Origin of the sequence: Azoarcus sp. DD4, from assembly GCF_006496635.1 — a bacterium.
GTDB lineage: Bacteria > Pseudomonadota > Gammaproteobacteria > Burkholderiales > Rhodocyclaceae > Azoarcus.
On record NZ_CP022958.1, the window covers coordinates 1,475,604 to 1,494,877 of the forward strand.

A 19,274-nucleotide genomic window follows, 5' to 3' on the forward strand; every position below is an offset into this window, starting at 1 on the left:
GCGGCGACCGGGCGTGCGGCGCCCGCCTATCGTTCATCCACTCCGGGGAGGGCCGGACATGGCGGATATTTTCGTCAGTTACCGGCGCGGCGACAGCGCAGGACACACGGGGCGCCTGGTCGACAGTCTTGAACGGCATTTCGGCCGGCAGGCGGTGTTCCAGGACGTGCAGTCCATCGGCGCGGGGCGGCGCTGGGACGAGGTCATCCGCGACGGGGTAAGCAGCTGTCGCGTGCTGGTGGCGGTGATAGGGCGCGACTGGCTGGCGGCGGACCAGGGCGGCCGGCGTCGCATCGACGATCCCCAGGATCACCTGCGTCGCGAGGTGGTCACCGCGCTGGAGCGCGAGGTACCGGTGGTGCCGGTGCTGGTCGAAGGCGCGCGCATGCCGGTCGAGGCAGAGTTGCCGGACGACCTGAAGCCGCTGGTGCGATGGCAGGCGCACGAGCTGTCGGATTCGCGCTGGGAGTACGACACCGGCCGGCTGATGAGCATGATCGCGAGCGCGGCTGCGATCGTGCCCCAGCAGCAAGTCGCACCTAGGCCACGGCGCATCAAGCCCGTCCATGCGGGTGCCGCGGCGGCGCTGGTGATCGCCGGCGCGGTGTGGCTGCTGTGGCCCGATGCGGACGTGATCCCCGAGCTGCCGCCCGATGCGGTGCCCAGCGTGCCGGATGGCGGTGCGCACGCCGACAGCGGCGCGGTGGCCGTCGCCCCGGCCAGCTTCGAAGGCAACTGGTATGACGAGGACGCCGCGGAATGGGGCATACGCGTCGACCAGGACAAGGTCGAGATCAATCACACCGCGGCCGGCACCGGGACGGCGATCGGTTACGGGCAGGGGACGATCAGCGACCGCAGCATCAGTTTCGAGTACGTGGTGATGGTGCCGGACGAACCGCGTTTGAGCGGCCAGCTGGTGTTGTCGGACGACGGTCAGCGCCTCACCGGCGTCCTGACCGATCTCAAGAACGGCGGCACCACGCGCATCCTGCTCCATCGGCGGAGCTCCTGAGACACCTGCCGCCGCAATGAAAAACGGCGCCCGGGTTGCCCCGGACGCCGTCCGCATGCGGTGTCTCCAGGACGACCGGCTTATTCCATCGCTTCGTACAGCGGCAGCGTCAGGAACTCGGGGAAGTCCTCGGACAGCGACATCGTTTCGAAGATGCCGGCGGCCTGCTCGTAAGTCGCGGTCTGCTCGCCGGCGGCGGTCACCGTGGCCTTCACCTTGGCGAGTTCTTCCGGGATCATCGCGCGCACCATCTCGGCGGTGACCTTGCGGCCGTCGTCGAGTTTGCCCTTCGGGCTCACCACCCACTGCCAGATCTGCGAGCGGCTGATCTCGGCGGTGGCGGCGTCTTCCATCAGGTTGTGGATGGGCACGCAGCCGTTGCCGGCGAGCCAGCTACCGAGGTAGTGGATGCCGACGTTGATGTTGTTGCGCACGCCCACTTCGGTGATTGGCTGTTCCGGCTGGAAGTTCAGCCAGTCTTTCGGGCCGAAGCTGCCCGAGACCTGCTTTTCCCACTGGTTGGGCTTGTCGCCCAGCACCTTGACGAACTCTTCCATCGCGATCGGCACCAGGCCCGGGTGCGCCACCCAGCCGCCGTCGTAGCCGTCGTTGGCGTCGCGGGTCTTGTCGTGGCGGATGCCGGCCAGCGCCTTCTCGTTGGCGACCGGGTCGCTCTTGATCGGGATCAGCGCGCTCATGCCGCCCATCGCCGGGGCGCCGCGCTTGTGGCAGGCCTGCACCAGGGCCAGCGCGTAGGAGCGCATGAAGGGCACTTCCATCGTGATGGCGCCACGGTTGGCGAGGCAGAAGTCCTTGTTCTTCTTGAACTTCTTGATGCAGGAGAAGATGTAGTCCCAGCGCCCGGCATTCAGCCCGGCGGAGTGGTTGCGCAGCTCGTACAGGATCTCTTCCATCTCGAAGGTGGCGAGGATGGTCTCGACCAGCACGGTGGCCTTGATGGTGCCCTGCGGCAGGCCGATGTGGTCCTGCGCCATCACGAAGATGTCGTTCCACAGGCGGGCTTCGAGGTGCGACTCCATCTTCGGCAGGTAGTAGAAGGGGCCGGCGCCGCGGGCGATCTGTTCCTTGGCGTTGTGGAAGAACACCAGGGCGAAGTCGAAGATGCCGCCGGAGACGCGCTGGCCGTCGACCAGCACGTGCTTCTCGTCCAGGTGCCAGCCGCGCGGACGGATCTGCAGGGTGGCGATCTTGTCGTTGAGCTTGTAGGTCTTGCCGGCTTCGTTGGTGTAGCTGATCTCGCGGCGGATCGCGTCGTACAGGTTCACCTGGCCCTGGATCTGGTTGTACCAGTTGGGGCTGTTGGAATCCTCGAAGTCGGTCATGTAGGAATCAGCGCCCGAGTTGAAGGCGTTGATGATCATCTTGCGCTCGACCGGGCCGGTGATCTCAACGCGGCGGCATTCCAGCGCCTTCGGCAGCGGCGCGACCTTCCAGTCGCCTTCGCGGATGTGCTTGGTTTCCGGCAGGAAGTCGGGCAGTTCGCCGGCGTCGATGCGGGCCTGGCGGGCGACGCGGGCCTTCAGCAGTTCCTGGCGGCGCGGTTCGAAGGCGCGGTGCAGCTTGGCGACGAGTTCCAGCGCGTCGCGGCTGAGGATCTGGTCGAAGCGCGGATGCAGCGGCGCGTTGATCTGCATGCCTTGCGGCAGGTCGAGCGTGGCGGTCATGTGAGGCTCCTTGTGCGTGATCAGAAGGTCTTGGAGAAATAGTAGGCGGTCAACACGGTGCCGGTGGCGATGATGAAGTAGCGCAGCAAACGGGCCGGAATGCGGCGGGCGACGGCCGCGCCGAGGTAGCCGCCGGCAGTGCCGGTGACCAGCATCACCAGCGTGTGCGGCCAGGACACCGCGTTGGCGATGACGAAGGTGCCGACGGCGACGCTGTAGATCACCGCCGACAGCCAGTTCTTGAGCGCGTTGATCTCGTGCACATCCTTGAAGCCCTGGATGGCGAGCGCGGCCAGCATCAGGATGCCCATGCCGGCGCCGAAGAAGCCGCCGTAGATCGACACGCCAAGCTGGAACACGTAGCCGCCGGGGCCGACGTGACGCTCGTCCGCAGCCTTGGGCGCCGGCTTGAGCTTTTTCACCAACGCCGAGATCTGCGCGCTGAAGGCGAACAGCACCGTGGCCACCAGCAGCAGCCAGGGGATCAATGCCGAGAAGGCGGCGTTGGAGGTGGCCAGCAGCAGCAGGCCGCCAGCGATGCCGCCGATAAAAGCCACCACCGACAGCAGCGGCAGGCTGCGTGAGAAGCGTGCCAACTCGCGGCGAAAGGCCCAGGCACCGGCCAGGCTGCCCGGCCACAGCGACACCGAGTTGCTGGCATTGGCCACCACCGGTGGCACGCCCACCGCGAGCAGGGCGGGGAAGGAGAAGAAGGTGCCGCCGCCGGCGATCGAGTTCACCGCGCCGGCTGCGAGGGCGGCGATGGCGATGATCAGGATGTCGATGAGTTCCAGGGCGGCCATGGGGGAGTATCCGGTTGCGCTTAGGGGGTTGCTACGGTGCTGCTTCGCGCGCTGCTCCGGAGGCGGGGAGTCCTCCGGAGTGCGTCGTCTATGTTCGGGTCTGTCTCCTCCCCCGAATGCTGCGCAGTCTAAAACGGTCTTATATAAAACAAAAGAAGCGGTATGATCACTTTATCTTTTACCAAAAGTATAAAATGGACCAGCTTAAGCAGATCGAAAGCTTCGTCAACATCGCAAACCGGGGCAGCCTGTCCGCGGCGGCACGGGCAGAAGGCGTGACGCCCGCGGTCATGGGGCGCAGGCTGGACGCCCTCGAGGAACGACTGGGCGTCAAGCTGATGGTGCGCACCACCCGCAGCATCACGCTCACCTTCGAAGGTAGTGCGTTTCTCGAAGATTGCCAGCGTATTCTCAACGACCTTTCCAACGCCGAAGCCTCGGTCAGCCTGCACGGCGTCAAGCCGAGCGGACACCTCCGGATCTCGGCGCCGGGCGGCTTCGGCCGCCGCCACGTGGCGCCGCTGGTGCGCGAGTTCCTGATTGCCAACCAGGAGGTGAGCTGCAGCCTCGACCTGTCCGACCGCCTGGTCGATCTCGCCAACGAAGGCATCGACTGCGCGGTGCGCATCGGCGACATGGCCGATTCCAGCCTGGTGTCGGTGAAGCTGGCGGAGAACCGCCGGGTGGTGGTGGCCAGCCCCGATTATCTCGAGCGCCACGGCATGCCGCGCACCCCCGAAGACCTGCCGCGCCACGTCTGCCTGTCGCTGGTGCAGCAGCGCGGCTGGCAGTTCTCCAACGGCCGCGGCGGCGTGGTGACGGTGAAGGTGGCCGGCCGGCTGGAATGCAATGACGGTGCCGTGCTGCACGATTGGGCGCTGGCCGGGCAGGGCCTCGCCTGGCGTTCGCTGTGGGAGGTGTCGGCCGACCTGCGTGCCGGCCGTCTGGTGTCGGTGCTCGACGAGTTCGCCGCCGCGCCCACCGGCATCTATGCCGTCTTCCCCTACCGCCGCAATCTGGCGCTGCGGGTGCGCTACTTCATCGATTACCTGAAACAGCGTTACGGCAGCGCTGAATACTGGGTAGAGGCCGCCGCGATCGATTCCGCCCCGGCCTGACGGCCAGGCTGCGTGCGGAAACGGCATGGGAGTCCGCGCCGCAGTGGCGCTCTCCGGGCGTTGCCGGATATCCCGAGTGGGGGCGCTGCGCGAGGATGCCGCCATCGCATGTTATGATCATGTTTCAATATAATTCATATGACATAACAATAAGATGTTCGGTTACTCGCGGCGGACGAGCTTGCAACTCCGCGAAATGGACTCATACCGGGGTGCCGGACCCGGCGGCATTACCCAGGTCTGCGGCGCGGTTGGGAGTATAGACACCCGCAGCGATCGGAACGGCGATGACCCGCCCCGCCGGGCGGCCGCGCAGACTGCCCCGGACGGTCGGCACCCCGCCCGTAAGCTCGGCCTGACGCTGGCCCTCACCGTACTGCTCTTCGTCTGTGTCGAACTTGCGCTGCAAGTGCGTTCGCACATCCGCTATGGGCAGAGCGTGTTCAATGCCCTGACCGCCGAGACCCGCTACGTCGAGCACCCCGAAACAGGATTGCAGACCCTGCGGCCGGATCACGTATTCCGCGGCAACCAGGTCGAGATCAGAACGAACAGCCTGGGCCTGCGCAGCGAACCGATCACGGTGGACAAGCCGCCGGCCACCGTCCGCATTGCCGTCGTTGGCGCTTCCACCGTCATGGGGGCCTATGCGGCGACCAACGAGGAAACCTTCAGCTATCGCCTCGAAGCCTTGCTGGACGCGGGCGACAAGACGACCGACTTCCAGGTCATCAATGCCGGCATCGCGGGTTATGACCTGCACGACCAGCGGCGGATGATCGAGAAGCTCATTCTCCCGTTCGACGTCGACCTGATCGTCATCTATCCGGGCTTCAACGATTTCGCGGCTTACTGCCGCAACGACGCCGCGACCGCGACCAAAGCGATGGAACGCGTTGGCCTGCCTTTGCTGCAGTCGCCGGAATGGCTGCTGTCGGTCGAACTCGTGCGAAAGAACACGGTTTCCCTGCGCACGGCGCCCGAAAGCGGCGCCACCTACATCCCGGCCCACGGCATCGACCTCTCGCCTTACCGCGCGAAACTCGATGGATTGCTGGCGGCGGCGAAAGCCACCGGAGCGCGGGTCGTCATCGCAACCAATGCGCGGGCCTACCGCCCGGAACAAGCGCTGGATGAGCAGCTCAGGCTGTCCGAAACCGCGCGCTACTACACGCCCTGTTTCGACATTTCCGGCCTGCACACGCTGTATGACCGCCATAACCGGGAGATCGCCGCGGCGGCAGCCCGGCATGAGGTCAGCCTCGTCCCGCTCGGCGAGCGTATCCCGGGCGGGCGGAGCTACTTCGTCGACGCCAGCCATTTCTCGAGCGGTGGCGAACAGATGGCCGCCGAACAACTGCATCGTCATTTCATCGACCACGCGCTCATCGCGCGCGATTAACAAGCATGTCCTTCCAGTCTCTGCATTTCCTGGTGTTTGCGCTCGCCGTGTTTACCGCGAACGCGCTGCTGCTGCGTCGTCTGGCGTGGCGCAAGAACATGCTGCTCGCCGCCAGCTACTACTTCTACATGTGCTGGGACTGGCGCTTTGCCGGCCTGCTCCTGGCGGTCGCGGCAGTCAATTACCTGGCTGCCAGGAAGATCGAGGAGGCCGCCGACGGCGCCGGGCGCAAGGGCTGGCTCGTGCTCGCGCTGACCGCGTGCCTGGGAGTGCTCGGCTTCTTCAAGTACGCCAACTTCTTCATCGACAGCACCGGCCGGCTTCTCGCTGGGCTGGGCTTCCACGCCGACCTGCCGACCCTCTCGATGCTCTTGCCGATCGGCGTGTCGTTCTTCACCTTCCAGGGCATCGCCTACACGATCGACGTGTACCGCAGGCAACAGCGGGCCGTCACCGATTTCAGGGACTTTGCGCTCTTCATCGCTTTCTTTCCGACCGTCCTCTGCGGTCCGATCACCCGTGGCCGCCAGCTTCTGCACCAGTTCGCCGCCCCCTTGCCCTATCGTGCGGAGGCTGCGCAGGAAGGCTTCTTCCTGATCCTCAGGGGCTTGGTCAAGAAGGTCTTCTTCGCCGATGTTCTCGCCCTGCACATCGTCAATCCCGCATTCGACCAGCCGGGCGATTACGGCTCCTTCTTTCTGATCGTGGCGGTGATCGCCTACAGCTTCCAGATCTACATGGACCTGTCCGGCTACACCGACATGGTGCGGGGCATTTCCAGGACCCTCGGTTTCGAACTTCCGGAGAACTTCGATCGTCCCTACCAGGCGCGCAGCGTTTCGAACTTCTGGCAGCGCTGGCACACGTCGATGTCGAGTTTCTTCCGCGACTATCTTTACTTCGGTATCGGCGGCTCGAAGAAGGGAAACGTCTACATCAACCTGCTGGTCACCTTCGTCGCGATCGGCATGTGGCATGGCGCAGGCTGGAATTTCGTGGTGTATGGACTGCTCCATGGGAGCATCGTCGGGCTGGAGCGCTGCTTCCGTAACCATGAGTCCGAACTCGGCCTCGGCGCGATCGTCCGCACGCGCCTCTATGCCGTCTTCGCGATCGCAGCGACGTTCATGTTCGTTGCGTTTTCACGGATCCTTTTCAGGTCCGACGAGCTCGACGCGGCAGGGGCGTTCGCGCAGGCGCTCTGGCGCAATGGGAGCATGCAGACACCGTTTCCCACGATCGGTCTCGCGGCCTTGGTCGGCGCGGTGCTGCTGCATTACGTTCCGAAATCGTGGGTGGCGCAGGCGGGCTCGGCGTTCACCAAGTCTCCTGCTCCGGTGCAGGCCTGCGCGACCCTCGTAGTGATGCTCGGTGCGCTGGCGGCAAGTCCGGGGGCTTCTTCCTTCGTCTATTTCCGCTTCTGAAGGGCGAACGGAACTGCGCAGCGGTCGTCGGGCCGCAGGTCGCCCGCGAATCGACAACCCCTTCGCCGGCGGCGATGCGATGCTTCCCATCCACTCCTATGGATAGCGCTCCATGTATTCATCGACCTTCATCTTCGCGAAGAAGCAATTCGACGACGCCTTCCACGCGCTCGACCAGGCCATCGCCGAGGCGGCGCGGGCCAGTCCCGGTTATCTCGGCGAAGAGAGCTGGGAGAGCCCGGCCACCGGCCTGGTTTCGAACGTGTATTACTGGGAGACGCTCGACGCGCTCCAGGCGCTGGTGCGGCATCCGCGGCATCTGGAAGCCAAGGCCGGGCAGGCGAACTGGCTGGACGGCTATCAGGTGGTGATCGCCGAGGTCATCCGCATCTATGGCGACGACAGGCTGGGCGGCTTGCCCGTAGGCACCTGGAGCAAACCGGCCGCGGCCTGATGCGTAGCAGCTGGAAGAAGCAGGCGGGAGTGCGGGGCCGCCGCCACCGGCGTCGCGCCGGAGGGAGCGGCGCCGGTGGCAGTGGCGACGGAGCGCACCCGTTTGACTGCCCGGGTCGGTGCCCGCGCGCTCAGACGGTGGTGGAGGGAACCCGAGCCACGTGCAGCAGGTTGGTGCTGCCGCTGCGGCCGAAGGGCAGGCCGGCGATCACCACCACGCTGTCGCCGGGCTGGGCGAAGCCGTTGGCGACCGCGGCCTGGGCGGCGTGTTCGACCATCTCGCCGACGTCGCCCACCTCCTCGAAGGGCACCGGATGCACGCCCCACGCCAGCGCCAGCCGGCGCGCGGTGGAGAGCCGCGGCGTCAGCGCCAGAATCGGCGCCGGCGGGCGCTCGCGGCTGGCGCGCAGGCTGGAAAAACCGGAGGCGGTGAAGGCCACGGTGGCGGCGGGTTCCAGCAGTTCGACGGTGCGGCGCAGGGCGCAGCAGATCGCGTCCGGCGTGTTCGCCTGGGCTGGCACATGGCTGGCGTCCAGGCCGGCACGCCAGGCCGGGTCGCGCTCCACCTCGCCGATGATGCGGTCCATGATCTCCACCGCTTCCACCGGGTAGGCGCCGGAGGCGGATTCGGCCGACAGCATCACCGCGTCGGCGCCGTCGTAGATCGCGGTGGCCACGTCCGAGGCCTCGGCGCGGGTCGGCACCGGCGCGGTGATCATCGATTCCAGCATCTGGGTGGCGATCACCACCGGGCGGCCGGCACGCCGCGCGGCACGCACGATGCGCCGCTGCAGCACCGGCACCTGCTGCGGCGGCAGTTCCACGCCGAGGTCGCCGCGCGCCACCATCACGCCGTCGGCCAGGGCGACGATGGCGTCGAGGTGCTCGATCGCCGCCGGCTTCTCCAGTTTGGCCATGATCCAGGCGCGGTCGCCGATCAGCTCGCGCGCCTCGCGGATGTCTTCCGGCCGCTGCACGAAGGACAGCGCCACCCAATCCACACCCAGCTCCAGGCCGTAGGCGAGGTCGGCGCGATCCTTGGCGGTGAGCGGCGAGATCGGCAGCACCACGCCAGGCACGTTCACCCCCTTGCGGTCGGACAGCGTGCCGCCTACCAGCACGGTGGTGTCGGCGAAGTCGGGGCCGAAGGCGTCGACCCGCAGGCGGAGCTTGCCGTCGTCGAGCAGCAGCTCGGTGCCGGCCTCGAGCGCGGCGAAGATTTCCGGGTGGGGCAGGTTGGCGCGCTCCACGCTGCCTTCGGCCGGATTCAGGTCGAGGCGGAAGCGGGCGCCGGCTTCCAGCAGCACCTTGCCGCCGGCCAGCTTGCCGATGCGCAGCTTGGGCCCTTGCAGATCCATCAGCACGCCGATCGGACGGCCGAGTTCGCGCTCGATCTCGCGGATGGCGCGCAGCCGCTCGGCGTGGTCTTCGTGGCTGCCGTGGCTGAAGTTGAGGCGGAACACGTCGGCGCCGGCCTCGGCGAGGGCGCGGATGCGTTCCGGGCTGGAACTCGCCGGCCCGAGCGTGGCGAGGATGCGGGCACTGCGCTGGCGTCTCATTGGAAAGCCCTCCGGTCGTCGCTGCCCACGGAGTCCACGCCGGCGCGCGCCACCTGCGCGTCCTCGCCGGCCTTGACGCCGGAGACGCCGACCGCGCCGATCACCCGGCCGCCGACCACGATGGGCTCGCCGCCTTCGAGCGGCACCACCGGCATCGCCAGCGCGGCGTAGCGGCCGTTGTTCACCATGTCCTCGTAGACCTTGCTCGGCTTGCCGCTCAGCACGCAGGTGCGCGCCTTCTCCGGCGCGACCGCCGCGCTCATCGGCGGCGCGCCGTCCATGCGCTGCAGCCACAGGGCGTGGCCGCCGGCATCGCACACCGCGATGCTGACCGCCCAGCCGTGGGCGATGGCCTCGGATTCGGCGGCCGCGGCGATGCGCTTGACGTCGTCCAGGGTGAGTACCTTGCTGTCTTTCATTTGCTGTCTCCTCTCTCTCTCTCTCTCTTATGTTTTGGCTGCAATCCGGCGACGCAAGTGCGGTGCCCTTTGCTTCCGCCCCTTCAAGGGGGTGAGGACGGGGTTGGGTGTTCTGCTCCCTCCCCTTCAAGGGGGAGGAACCAGGAATGCCCCGCTCAAAGAATCAACACTGCCCGAAAATCATTCACATTCGTCAGCGTCGGCCCCGTCACCAGCGAGTCGCCCAGCGCCTCGAAAAATCCGTGGCCGTCGTTGTCGTCGAGGCGGTCGCGCGGGCGCAGGCCGGCCGCCCAGGCGCGGGTGAGGGTGTCGGGCGCGACGAAGGCGCCGGCGATCTCTTCCTGTCCGTCGACGCCGTCGGTGTCGCCGGCCACCGCGTGGATGCCAGTCGCGCCGTTGAGCGCCACTGCCAGCGACAGCAGGAATTCCACGTTGCGGCCGCCGCGGCCCCGGCCGCGCACCGTCACCGTGGTTTCGCCCCCGGACAGCAGCACGCAGGGCGCGGCCACCGGCTGGTTGCGCTGGCGCACCTGCAGCGCGATGCCCGCCATCACCTTGCCGACATCGCGCGCCTCGCCCTCGATGCTGTCGCCGAGGATCAGCGCCGGCAGGCCGGCCGCTTCCGCGACGCGGGCAGCGGCTTCCAGCGCCATTTGCGGCGTGGCGACGAGGCGGGTGGTGACGCCGGCCAGCCGCGGATCGCCCGGCTTCACCGTCTCGCCGGCGCCGCTCTCCAGCAGCACGCGCGCACCCGCGGGCAGGGCGATGCCGTAGCGGCGCACGATCTCCAGCGCGTCGGCGCAGGTCGTCGGGTCGGCCACGGTGGGGCCGGAGGCGATGTCCATCGGGTTGTCGCCGGGCACGTCGGAGATCAGCAGATTCACCACTCGCGCCGGATGGCAGGCGGCGGCGAGGCGGCCGCCCTTGATCGCCGAAAGGTGGCGGCGCACGCAGTTCATTTCGGCAATCGTCGCGCCGGACTTCAGCAGCGCGCGGTTGATCGCCTGCTTGTCCTCCAGCGTCACGCCCGCGCCCGGCAGTGGCAGCAGCGCGGAACCGCCGCCGGAGATCAGGCAGATCACCAGGTCGTCGGCGGTGAGGCCGCTGACCAGCGCCAGCAGGCGGGCGGCAGCCTCGCGGCCGGCGGCGTCGGGCACCGGGTGGGCGGCCTCGACGATCTCGATGCGTTCGCAGGGCACTGCGTAGCCGTAGCGGGTGACTACCAAGCCGGACAGCGGCCCTGGCCAGTAGCGCTCCAGCGCCTGCGCCATCGCCGCCGACGCCTTGCCGGCGCCGATGACGAGGGTGCGGCCACGCGGCGGTGCCGGCAGGTGGGGCGGGATGCAGTGCTCCGGCTGGGCGGCATTCACCGCGGCGGCGAACATCTGCGCGAGCAGCTCGCGGGGCGGGGTGTTCATGGCGGGTCTCCCTGTGCGCTCAGCGGTCGCCGAGGTCGGTGAAGCGTATCCACTGCGCACCCTTCCACAGCACGGTGCGGCCCATGTCCATCAACTGCTCGCCGCCTTCCACCACGGTGAGGAAGTGGTTGCCGGCGAGCTGGCCCATCTTGCTGGCGAAGCGGCTGCTGCCGTAGGCGAACAGGATCTCGGTCTCGGAGAAGTCGCCGGGGTAGAGCAGGATGTCGCCGCGTGAAGGGTGGCTGGTGTGGTTCTCGAAGCCAAGGCCGGTGTCGAAGTCGCCGAGCGGCACCCACACCGCCTCGCCGCTCCAGCGCGAATGGATGACCTGGTTGGAAAAGGGCAGCAGCTTGAGGAAGGCGGCGCAGGTGCGCGGCGCCGCTTCTTCTTCCAGGCGGGCGACGAAGCGGTAGGAGCCGACGTCGATGGCGAGGTGACGCATGGGGGGATTCCTATGGGATTGGGTCGAACCTAGGCGGTCGAGCGTTGGCGGACTAACTCCCTCCCCTTCAAGGGGGTGAGGGCGGGGTTTCGGCGAGCATCGCTGGCCGCCGGCCGAACGACGGAGCGAAGCGAGGGCTCCCGGGTTGGGGTGGGGATGGGGTGTAGCGGCGCCGGGATCACCCCCATCCCCCTCCCAACCAGGAGTCTCGGCTTCGCCTCGCCGCTACGCAGGCGTCGAGCTGCGCTCGCCGAAACCCCTGCTCCGCCCCCCTTGAAGGGGGAGGAGCAAACATTCTCCGCCTCGGGCTGACTTATCGCCTTACTGCCCGATCTCGAAATTGGCCATCTTCTCCAGCGCCCGCACCATCGCCGAGTGGTCCCAGCTCGCGCCGCCGTGCGCGGCGCAGGTGTTGAAGAGCTCCTGCGCGGTCGCCGTGTTGGGCAGGGCGACGCCGAGTTCGCGCGCGGTGCTAAGCGCCAGGTTGAGATCCTTCTGGTGCAGCGCGATGCGGAAGCCCGGATCGAAGGCGCGCTTGACCATGCGTTCGCCATGCACTTCGAGGATGCGCGAGTTGGCGAAGCCGCCCATCAGCGCCTGGCGCACCCGTGCGGGATCGGCGCCGGCCTTGGCGGCGAGCAGCAGCGCTTCGCCGACGGCCTCGATGGTCAGCGCGACGATGATCTGGTTGGCGACCTTGGTGATCTGGCCGTCGCCGTTGCCGCCGACCAGGGTGATGTTCTTGCCCATCAGCTCGAACAGCGGCTTGACCCTGGCGAAAGCCGCCTCGCTGCCGCCGACCATGATGGTCAGGCTGGCGGCCTTGGCGCCGACCTCGCCGCCCGACACCGGCGCATCCAGGTATTCGCAGCCGAGCGCGTTGATGCGGCGCGCGAAGTCCTTGGTGGCGACCGGCGCGATCGAGCTCATGTCGACCACGATCTTGCCCGGCGTCAGCCCGGCGGCGACGCCGTTGGCGCTGAACAGCGCGTCTTCGACGTGCGGCGTGTCCGGCACCATGGTGATGACGATGTCGGTCTGGCGGGCGACGTCGGCGCCGTTGGCGCAGACCTTGGCGCCGGCGTCGATCAGGGCGCGGGGTGTGTCGCCGTGGGTGTAGGTGAAGATGGTGTGACCGCCGGCGATGAGGTGGCCCGCCATGGGCGCGCCCATGATGCCGAGGCCGATGAATCCGATGTTTGCCATTTGTTTGTCTCCTGTTCGTTGTCTCTGTCGGGGGCTGGGGCGTGGGGGGCGTCAGGCCGCCAGCGCCTTGATCCACCCCAGCCCCTCGCGGGTGCCGTTGGCCGGCTTGTATTCGCAGCCTATCCAGCCGTCGTAGCCGAGGCGGTCGATGTGGCGGAACAGCCAGGCGTAGTTGATCTCGCCGCTGCCCGGTTCGTTGCGGCCCGGGTTGTCGGCGAGTTGCATGTGGGCGATGCGCGGCAGGTGCCTGGCGATGGTGTTGCCGAGTTCGCCCTCCATGCGCTGCGCGTGGTAGATGTCGTACTGGATATAGAGGTTGTCCGACACCACTTCGTCGAGGATGCGCGCGGCCTGCTCGGTGCGGTTGAGGTAGAAGCCGGGGATGTCGAAGGTGTTGATCGGCTCCATCAGCAGGCGGATGCCGGCTTCCTTCAGCTGGTCGGCGGCGAAGCGCAGGTTGGCGATGAAGGTCTCGTGCACCGTGTCGGCAGCGACGCCCGCCGGGGCGATGCCGGCCAGACAGTTGAGCTGCTTGCAGCCCAGCGTGCGGGCGTAGTCGATGGCGCGGCCGACGCCGTCCTGGAACTCCCCGACGCGGTCCGGATGGCAGGCGATGCCGCGCTCGCCCGCCGCCCAGTCGCCGGCCGGCAGGTTGTGCAGCACCTGCACCAGGCCCGCGCGCTGCAGCTTCTCGGCGATCTGCTCGGCCGGCCAGGCGTAGGGGAAGAGGAATTCCACGCCCTTGAAGCCGGCGTCGGCCGCGGCCTGGAAGCGGTCGAGGAAATCGACCTCGTTGAACAGCATGGTGAGGTTGGCGGCAAGTTTCGGCATCGTTCGTTCTCCTTCAGTATTCATGGCGGCCCCGGGCGGACGGGGCCGGCGGCGTTCGTCAGTCGAGCAGCCCCACCGCGGTCGGCGCGTCGGCGGCGCTTTCGGCCAGCGGCTCGAATTCGTTGATGGCGTTGATCTCGGTGCCCATCGCGATGTTGGTGACGCGCTCCAGCATCACCTCGATCACCACCGGCACCTTGTACTCGGCCATCCAGGCGCGGGCCTGTTCGATCGCCGGGGCGATCTCTTCCTGGCGGCGCACCCGGATCGCCTTGCAGCCCAGACCTTCGACCACCGCGACATGATCCACGCCGTAGCCCCCGACCGTCGGCGAATTGATGTTCTCGAAGGCGAGCTGCACGCAGTAGTCCATGTCGAAGCCGCGCTGGGCCTGGCGGATCAGGCCGAGGTAGGAATTGTTGACCACGATGTGCAGGTAGGGGAGCTTGAACTGCGCGCCCACCGCCAGTTCCTCGATCATGAACTGGAAGTCGTAGTCGCCCGACAGCGCCACCACCTTGCGTTCCGGATCGGCCGCGACCACGCCGAGCGCCGCCGGGATGGTCCAGCCGAGCGGGCCGGCCTGGCCGCAGTTGATCCAGTGGCGCGGCTTGTACACATGCAGGAACTGCGCGGCGGCGATCTGCGACAGGCCGATGGTGCTGACATAGCAGGTGTCCTTGCCGAAGGCGTTGTTCATGCACTGGTAGACTCGCTGCGGCTTCATCGGCACGTCGTCGAAATTGGTCTTGCGCAACATCGTGCGCTTGCGCTCGCGGCACTGGGCGACCCAGGCGCTGCGGTCGCGCAGGGTGCCGGCGGCCTTCATCTCGCGCGCCACTTCCAGCAGGCGGTCGAGCGCCGCGCCGGCGTCGGAGACGATGCCGAAGTCCGGGCCGAACACGCGGCCGATCTGGGTGGGCTCGATGTCGATGTGCGCGAACTTGCGGCCTTCGGTATAGACCTCGACTGAGCCGGTGTGGCGGTTGGCCCAGCGGTTGCCGATGCCGAACACGAAGTCGGAGGCGAGCAGGGTGGCGTTGCCGTAGCGGTGCGAGGTCTGCAGGCCGACCATGCCGACCATCAGCGGATGGTCGTCGGGAATGGTGCCCCAACCCATCAGCGTGGGGATGACCGGCACGCCGGTGAGTTCGGCGAATGCCTGCAGGCGCGCCGCGGCATCGGCATTGAGCACGCCACCGCCGGAAACGATCAGCGGGCGCTCGGCGGCATTCAGCATCGCCATCGCCTTCTCCGCCTGGGCGCGGGTGGCGGCGGGCTTGTACACCGGCAGCGGCTCGTAGGTGTCCGGGTCGAACTCGATTTCGGCCATCTGCACGTCGAAGGGCAGGTCGATCAGCACCGGGCCGGGGCGGCCGGAACGCATCACGTGGAAGGCCTGCTGGAAAACCTGCGGCACCAGCGCCGGCTCGCGCACGGTGACCGCCCACTTGGTGACCGGCTTGGCGATGGATTCGATATCCACCGCCTGGAAGTCTTCCTTGTACAACCGGGCGCGCGGCGCCTGGCCGGTGATGCAGAGGATGGGGATGGAGTCGGCGGAGGCCGAGTACAGCCCGGTGATCATGTCGGTGCCGGCCGGGCCCGAGGTGCCGATGCAGACGCCGATATTGCCGGCCCTGGTGCGGGTGAAGCCCTCGGCCATGTGCGAGGCGCCCTCGACGTGGCGGGCGAGCACGTGGCGGAAGCCGCCGTTCTTCTTCATCGCCGAGTACAGCGGGTTGATCGCCGCGCCCGGCACGCCGAACACCGTGCTGACGCCTTCCTTGCGCATTACCGCGGCGGCGGCATCGATCGCTCTCATACGGGCCATGCTTGTCTCCTTCGGGGGAATGTAGGGTTTTGTTGGGGCCAGATTAGTCGGCGCCCGGGAAAGGGTGAATTGCCGGGCGGGTTGGTTCTGTCGATACTTTTGGTATCGGGTAGTCCGGTTTGCCCCCCTGCTGAAGGAGAGATGGTTTTGTCCCTCCCCCTTCAAGGGGGAGGTTAGGAGGGGGATGGGGTTCAGCTTCGACCGAACCCCATCCCCACCCCAGCCCTCCCCTTGAAGGGGAGGGGGCCAACCACCTCACCGCCGAAACGCCCCTGCCCCGGCAAACCGCGCCTGCGGCCCCAGCTCCCGCTCTATCGCCAGCAGCCGGTTGTACTTCTCCACCCGATCCGACCGGCTCGCCGATCCCGTCTTGATCTGGCCGCAGGCGGTCGCTACCGCCAGATCGGCGATCGTGGTGTCGCCGGTCTCGCCCGAGCGGTGCGAGACGATGGCGGCGTAGCCGTGGCGGCGCGCCAGGGCCATCGCGGCGTGGGTTTCCGTCAGCGTGCCGACCTGGTTGGGCTTGATCAGGATGGCGTTGGCGATGCCGCGTTCGATGCCGCGCGCCAGCGTTTCCTCGTGGGTGACGAACAGGTCGTCGCCTACCAGCTGCACGCGGCGGCCGAGGCGGTCGGTGAGCTGGCCCCAGCCCGCCCAGTCATCTTCGGCCATGCCGTCCTCGATGCTGATCACCGGGTAGTCGCCCACCAGCCCGGCGAGGTAGCCGCTGAACTCCGCCGGCGAGAGATCCAGCCCCTCGTCCGGCAGGCGATAGCGGCCGTCGCGGTGAAACTCGGACGAGGCGCAGTCGAGCGCCAGCGCCACTTCGCTGCCCGGCTGGTAGCCGGCTGCGCCGATGGCCTCGACGATCAGGTCGAGCGCATGGCGGGTGTGCAGCACGTTGGGCGCAAAGCCGCCTTCGTCACCCACCGCGGTGGGAAAACCGTGGCGATCGAGCAGCCCGCGCAGCGCATGGAACACCGCCACGCCGGCGCGCAGCGCGTCGCGGAAGCGTTCGAATCCGTAGGGCACGATCATGCATTCCTGGATGTCCAGGCTGTTGTTGGCATGGGCGCCGCCGTTGATGACGTTCATCAGCGGCACCGGCAGCAGCGGCGGGCGCGCGTCCGGCGCCAGGTGGCGGTAGAGCGGCCGGCCGAGCGCGGCGGCCGCCGCGTGGGCGCAGGCGAGCGACACCGCCAGTACCGCGTTGGCGCCGAGGCGCGACTTGCCCGCGGTGCCGTCGAGTTCGCACAGCACCGCGTCGATCTCCGCCTGGCGGGTGGCGTCGCGGCCACGCAGCGCGGTCAGGATGGGGCCTTCGACATGGGCGAGCGCGCGCAGTACGCCCTTGCCGGAAAAGCGCGCCGGATCGCCGTCGCGCAGTTCCAGCGCCTCGCGCCGGCCGGTCGATGCGCCGGAAGGCACGGCGGCGCGGCCGCGATGGCCGGAAGCCAGCGTGACGGTGGCCTGCAGTGTGGGATTGCCGCGAGAGTCGAGGATTTCGAGCCCTTCGATGTGGGTAATGGTGTGCATGGGTGTCCTGTTGGCTGAGTAACCTTCGCCGGGCGGCCGGTTGCGCGGCGAGCATAGGCAGCACCGCCAGCGGACTGAATCGCTGCTAGCATCGCGACTGTCGATAGCCGGAGTATCGAATGGACCGCTACACCGAAATCCGCAGCTTCACCCTGGTCGCCGAGAAGGGCAGCTTCGCCGCCGCGGCGCTGGTCGAGGGCGTCACCCCGGTGGTGATGGGCCGCCGGCTCGACGGCCTGGAGCGCCGGCTGGGTGTGAAGCTGATGCACCGCTCCACCCGAGGCCTGACGCTGACCGACCTGGGCGAGCAGTTCCTGGAGCAGTGCCGCCAGCTGCTGCGCGACTTCGACGCGGCCGAGAGCAGCATCAGCGAAGGCCGCAACGTGGTGCGCGGCCACCTCGTCGTTTCCGCGCCCGCCGCCTTCGGCCGCCGCCACGTCGCGCCGCACGCGCCTGCCTTCAAGGCGAAGTACCCGGAACTGAAGCTCTCCTTCAACCTCACCGACAGCGTGGTCGACCTGGTGCGCGAGGGTTACGACATGGCCATCCGCATCGGCGAGGTCACCGACCCCAACTACGTGCCGGTGCGGCTCTTCCCCAACCGCCGGGTGGTGTGCGGCACGCCCGCCTACTTCGCCCGCCACGGCGTGCCGCGCACCCCGGAAGAACTCGCCGGCCACAACTGTCTCGCCTTCAACCTGCAGGGCGGCCAGCAGCGCGGCTGGAGCTTCGTGCGCGACGGGCGCCTGTTCGCGGTGCGGGTCGATGGCGATCTCGACTGCAACGACGGCGAACTGCTCCACGGCTGGGTCAAACAGGGCCTAGGCATAGGCTGGCGCTCCACCTGGGAGATCCAGGCGGAGTTGAAGCGCGGCGAACTGGTGACGGTGCTCGACGACTTCGCGGTGCCGAGCTACGACATCCAGGCGGTGTATCCGCAGCAGCGCTACCTGCCGGCCAAGGTGCGCCACTTCATCGATTACCTGAAGGCGGTCTACAACACGCCCGGCTACTGGGAGCGCACGCCCGGCTGAGGCCGGGCGCGGTCACGCGGCGGCCATTGCGGCCGGCCGCGAAGCAGGGCGGCTCAGGCCAGCCCGGCCTTGTCGAGCCCGTAGAGCTTGTCCGCCGATCCCGGCACCGCCTGGAAGGCCACACTCAGCCGGTTCCAGCCGTTGATCTCGACGATCAGGAAGGACAGATCCGCCAGTTCCTGCTCGGACAATTGCTCGCGCACGCGGCGGAACACCTCGTCCGGCACGCCGTGCGGCGGCAGGGTCGTCAGCGCCTCCGTCCATTCCAGCACCGCACGCTCGCGCGGCGAGAACAGCGGCGACTCGCGCCACACGACGACGTGGTGCAGGCGCAGTTCGCGCTCGCCGCGGATCTTGGCCTCTTTCACATGCATATCCACGCAAAAGGCGCAGCCGTTGATCTGCGACGCCCGCAGCGTGACCAGATGGCTCACCTCGGCGAGAAAGGGCTTGTCGTGCAGCACCTGGTGGAATTCCACGTACTTGCGGGCGGCTTCGGGGGAGGCTTTGTAATAGTCGAGACGTTGGCTCATGGCTGGCTCCGTTGGGGGCTGGGGATATCGGGGCATCGCCGCTTGCTGGCGACCCTTGTAAGGGCGACGGTTGCAGCGATCCGGTAGCCATGATTCTGGAGCGGCTTGGCCTAGTGATTAAGGGCCAAGAATGGGGTTTTGGAGTGGGACATGCGGATGGTGCTGGTGCTGGTGCACCGTGAGGGGCTCCACCTGGCGGCGACGTGCCCCTCAATTTCGTCATCCGCCTGCGAAAGCGAGTTCAGCCCACGACTACTTCGCTGATCTGGAGGATCGGTGTCTGGTCGGTGTAGTTCGGAATGTCCGCCAGGATTTCCTCTGCGTGCGGACCGAAGCCGGCTTGAAAGGCTTCCACTGAGTCACAGAAGATGTGGCACATCCCCACGTAGGTCGCTGGTGCGCCGGGTTCTCCGCCGGCCAGTCCTTTGTCTATCGTGTAGTACCTGCAATTGTCCCCCATGCGCGCCTTCACGAGAGGCAGATGCTTGTCACGGTAGTACTCGTGGTCGAATCTGGCGCCAGGCGCATTCGGGTACATCACGCTAACCTTGATCATGGGCAA

18 protein-coding genes are annotated in these 19,274 nt (G+C 67.6%); 6 read left to right on the plus strand and 12 right to left on the minus strand.

Going from position 1 to position 19,274, the window contains the following annotated elements:
• The first annotated feature begins 58 nt into the window (after positions 1–58).
• Positions 59–1,015, plus strand: coding sequence for a toll/interleukin-1 receptor domain-containing protein (locus CJ010_RS07015; RefSeq protein ID WP_141017372.1), 957 nt, complete (start codon positions 59–61; stop codon positions 1,013–1,015).
• 80 nt (positions 1,016–1,095) lie between these two features.
• Here CJ010_RS07015 and aceB read toward each other — a convergent pair whose 3' ends face one another.
• Together aceB and CJ010_RS07025 are read right to left on the minus strand one after the other, a co-directional pair.
• Positions 1,096–2,700: a malate synthase A gene (gene aceB, locus CJ010_RS07020; protein ID WP_141017373.1), complete on the minus strand. Its 1,605-nt coding sequence runs from the start codon at positions 2,698–2,700 to the stop codon at positions 1,096–1,098.
• A 20-nt stretch (positions 2,701–2,720) separates the two neighbouring features.
• The gene (locus CJ010_RS07025; protein WP_141017374.1) at positions 2,721–3,503 is read right to left on the minus strand and encodes a sulfite exporter TauE/SafE family protein; all 783 of its coding nucleotides are present in this window, start codon (positions 3,501–3,503) and stop codon (positions 2,721–2,723) included.
• Between the two features lie 194 nt (positions 3,504–3,697).
• Between CJ010_RS07025 and CJ010_RS07030 the strand changes: the two genes are divergently transcribed.
• From CJ010_RS07030 to CJ010_RS07045, 4 genes are all read left to right on the plus strand, one after another.
• Positions 3,698–4,621 (plus strand): LysR family transcriptional regulator, encoded by a 924-nt coding sequence (locus CJ010_RS07030; RefSeq protein ID WP_141017375.1) that lies wholly within the window; start codon positions 3,698–3,700, stop codon positions 4,619–4,621.
• A gap of 181 nt (positions 4,622–4,802) precedes the next feature.
• Positions 4,803–6,023, plus strand: coding sequence for an SGNH/GDSL hydrolase family protein (locus CJ010_RS07035; RefSeq protein WP_141017376.1), 1,221 nt, complete (start codon positions 4,803–4,805; stop codon positions 6,021–6,023).
• Between the two features lie 32 nt (positions 6,024–6,055).
• Positions 6,056–7,447, plus strand: coding sequence for an MBOAT family protein (locus CJ010_RS07040; protein WP_240794521.1), 1,392 nt, complete (start codon positions 6,056–6,058; stop codon positions 7,445–7,447).
• Positions 7,448–7,559: 112 nt separating this feature from the next.
• Entirely contained in the window at positions 7,560–7,901 is a 342-nt protein-coding gene (locus CJ010_RS07045) for an antibiotic biosynthesis monooxygenase (protein WP_141017378.1), read from the plus strand.
• A 130-nt stretch (positions 7,902–8,031) separates the two neighbouring features.
• Here CJ010_RS07045 and pyk read toward each other — a convergent pair whose 3' ends face one another.
• The 8 genes from pyk to eno all read right to left on the minus strand — a co-directional run bounded on the left by pyk (position 8,032) and on the right by eno (position 17,145).
• On the minus strand, positions 8,032–9,459 hold the full coding sequence (gene pyk, locus CJ010_RS07050) for a pyruvate kinase (protein WP_141017379.1): 1,428 nt from the start codon (positions 9,457–9,459) through the stop codon (positions 8,032–8,034).
• Positions 9,456–9,878, minus strand: coding sequence for a heme-binding protein (locus tag CJ010_RS07055; protein WP_141017380.1), 423 nt, complete (start codon positions 9,876–9,878; stop codon positions 9,456–9,458). The genes pyk and CJ010_RS07055 overlap by 4 nt, the downstream gene beginning before the upstream one ends.
• 155 nt (positions 9,879–10,033) lie before the next feature.
• Positions 10,034–11,296: a glycerate kinase gene (locus CJ010_RS07060; RefSeq protein WP_141017381.1), complete on the minus strand. Its 1,263-nt coding sequence runs from the start codon at positions 11,294–11,296 to the stop codon at positions 10,034–10,036.
• Between the two features lie 19 nt (positions 11,297–11,315).
• Positions 11,316–11,738, minus strand: coding sequence for a DUF3830 family protein (locus CJ010_RS07065; RefSeq protein ID WP_141017382.1), 423 nt, complete (start codon positions 11,736–11,738; stop codon positions 11,316–11,318).
• Between the two features lie 321 nt (positions 11,739–12,059).
• Entirely contained in the window at positions 12,060–12,944 is an 885-nt protein-coding gene (locus CJ010_RS07070) for a 2-hydroxy-3-oxopropionate reductase (RefSeq protein WP_141017383.1), read from the minus strand.
• Positions 12,945–12,995: 51 nt separating this feature from the next.
• Positions 12,996–13,775 carry a hydroxypyruvate isomerase gene (hyi, locus tag CJ010_RS07075; protein WP_141017384.1) on the minus strand — a complete coding sequence of 260 codons (780 nt, stop codon included), beginning with the start codon at positions 13,773–13,775 and terminating at the stop codon, positions 12,996–12,998.
• A 58-nt stretch (positions 13,776–13,833) separates the two neighbouring features.
• On the minus strand, positions 13,834–15,609 hold the full coding sequence (gene gcl / locus CJ010_RS07080; RefSeq protein WP_141017385.1) for a glyoxylate carboligase: 1,776 nt from the start codon (positions 15,607–15,609) through the stop codon (positions 13,834–13,836).
• 255 nt (positions 15,610–15,864) lie between these two features.
• Positions 15,865–17,145 (minus strand): phosphopyruvate hydratase, encoded by a 1,281-nt coding sequence (gene eno / locus CJ010_RS07085; RefSeq protein WP_141017386.1) that lies wholly within the window; start codon positions 17,143–17,145, stop codon positions 15,865–15,867.
• Between the two features lie 119 nt (positions 17,146–17,264).
• Here eno and CJ010_RS07090 point away from each other — a divergent pair, with 119 nt between their 5' ends.
• Positions 17,265–18,179, plus strand: a complete 915-nt coding sequence (locus tag CJ010_RS07090; RefSeq protein WP_141017387.1) for a LysR family transcriptional regulator — start codon at positions 17,265–17,267, stop codon at positions 18,177–18,179.
• 53 nt (positions 18,180–18,232) lie between these two features.
• On the opposite strand, the gene CJ010_RS07095 is transcribed toward CJ010_RS07090, so the two are convergent.
• Positions 18,233–18,712, minus strand: coding sequence for a carboxymuconolactone decarboxylase family protein (locus tag CJ010_RS07095; RefSeq protein ID WP_141017388.1), 480 nt, complete (start codon positions 18,710–18,712; stop codon positions 18,233–18,235).
• Between the two features lie 241 nt (positions 18,713–18,953).
• On the minus strand, positions 18,954–19,268 hold the full coding sequence (locus CJ010_RS07100; RefSeq protein WP_141017389.1) for an EthD family reductase: 315 nt from the start codon (positions 19,266–19,268) through the stop codon (positions 18,954–18,956).
• Between the last annotated feature and the right edge of the window lie 6 nt (positions 19,269–19,274).

Coding starts and splice junctions, on each gene's coding strand:
- CJ010_RS07090 (WP_141017387.1), top strand. CDS start 17,265: ATGGACCGCTACACCGAAATCCGCAGCTTCACCCTGGTCGCCGAGAAG.
- CJ010_RS07045 (WP_141017378.1), top strand. CDS start 7,560: ATGTATTCATCGACCTTCATCTTCGCGAAGAAGCAATTCGACGACGCC.
- hyi (WP_141017384.1), bottom strand. CDS start 13,775: ATGCCGAAACTTGCCGCCAACCTCACCATGCTGTTCAACGAGGTCGAT.
- eno (WP_141017386.1), bottom strand. CDS start 17,145: ATGCACACCATTACCCACATCGAAGGGCTCGAAATCCTCGACTCTCGC.
- CJ010_RS07025 (WP_141017374.1), bottom strand. CDS start 3,503: ATGGCCGCCCTGGAACTCATCGACATCCTGATCATCGCCATCGCCGCC.
- gcl (WP_141017385.1), bottom strand. CDS start 15,609: ATGGCCCGTATGAGAGCGATCGATGCCGCCGCCGCGGTAATGCGCAAG.
- pyk (WP_141017379.1), bottom strand. CDS start 9,459: ATGAGACGCCAGCGCAGTGCCCGCATCCTCGCCACGCTCGGGCCGGCG.
- CJ010_RS07095 (WP_141017388.1), bottom strand. CDS start 18,712: ATGAGCCAACGTCTCGACTATTACAAAGCCTCCCCCGAAGCCGCCCGC.
- CJ010_RS07030 (WP_141017375.1), top strand. CDS start 3,698: ATGGACCAGCTTAAGCAGATCGAAAGCTTCGTCAACATCGCAAACCGG.
- CJ010_RS07055 (WP_141017380.1), bottom strand. CDS start 9,878: ATGAAAGACAGCAAGGTACTCACCCTGGACGACGTCAAGCGCATCGCC.
- CJ010_RS07060 (WP_141017381.1), bottom strand. CDS start 11,296: ATGAACACCCCGCCCCGCGAGCTGCTCGCGCAGATGTTCGCCGCCGCG.
- aceB (WP_141017373.1), bottom strand. CDS start 2,700: ATGACCGCCACGCTCGACCTGCCGCAAGGCATGCAGATCAACGCGCCG.
- CJ010_RS07065 (WP_141017382.1), bottom strand. CDS start 11,738: ATGCGTCACCTCGCCATCGACGTCGGCTCCTACCGCTTCGTCGCCCGC.
- CJ010_RS07100 (WP_141017389.1), bottom strand. CDS start 19,268: ATGATCAAGGTTAGCGTGATGTACCCGAATGCGCCTGGCGCCAGATTC.
- CJ010_RS07015 (WP_141017372.1), top strand. CDS start 59: ATGGCGGATATTTTCGTCAGTTACCGGCGCGGCGACAGCGCAGGACAC.
- CJ010_RS07070 (WP_141017383.1), bottom strand. CDS start 12,944: ATGGCAAACATCGGATTCATCGGCCTCGGCATCATGGGCGCGCCCATG.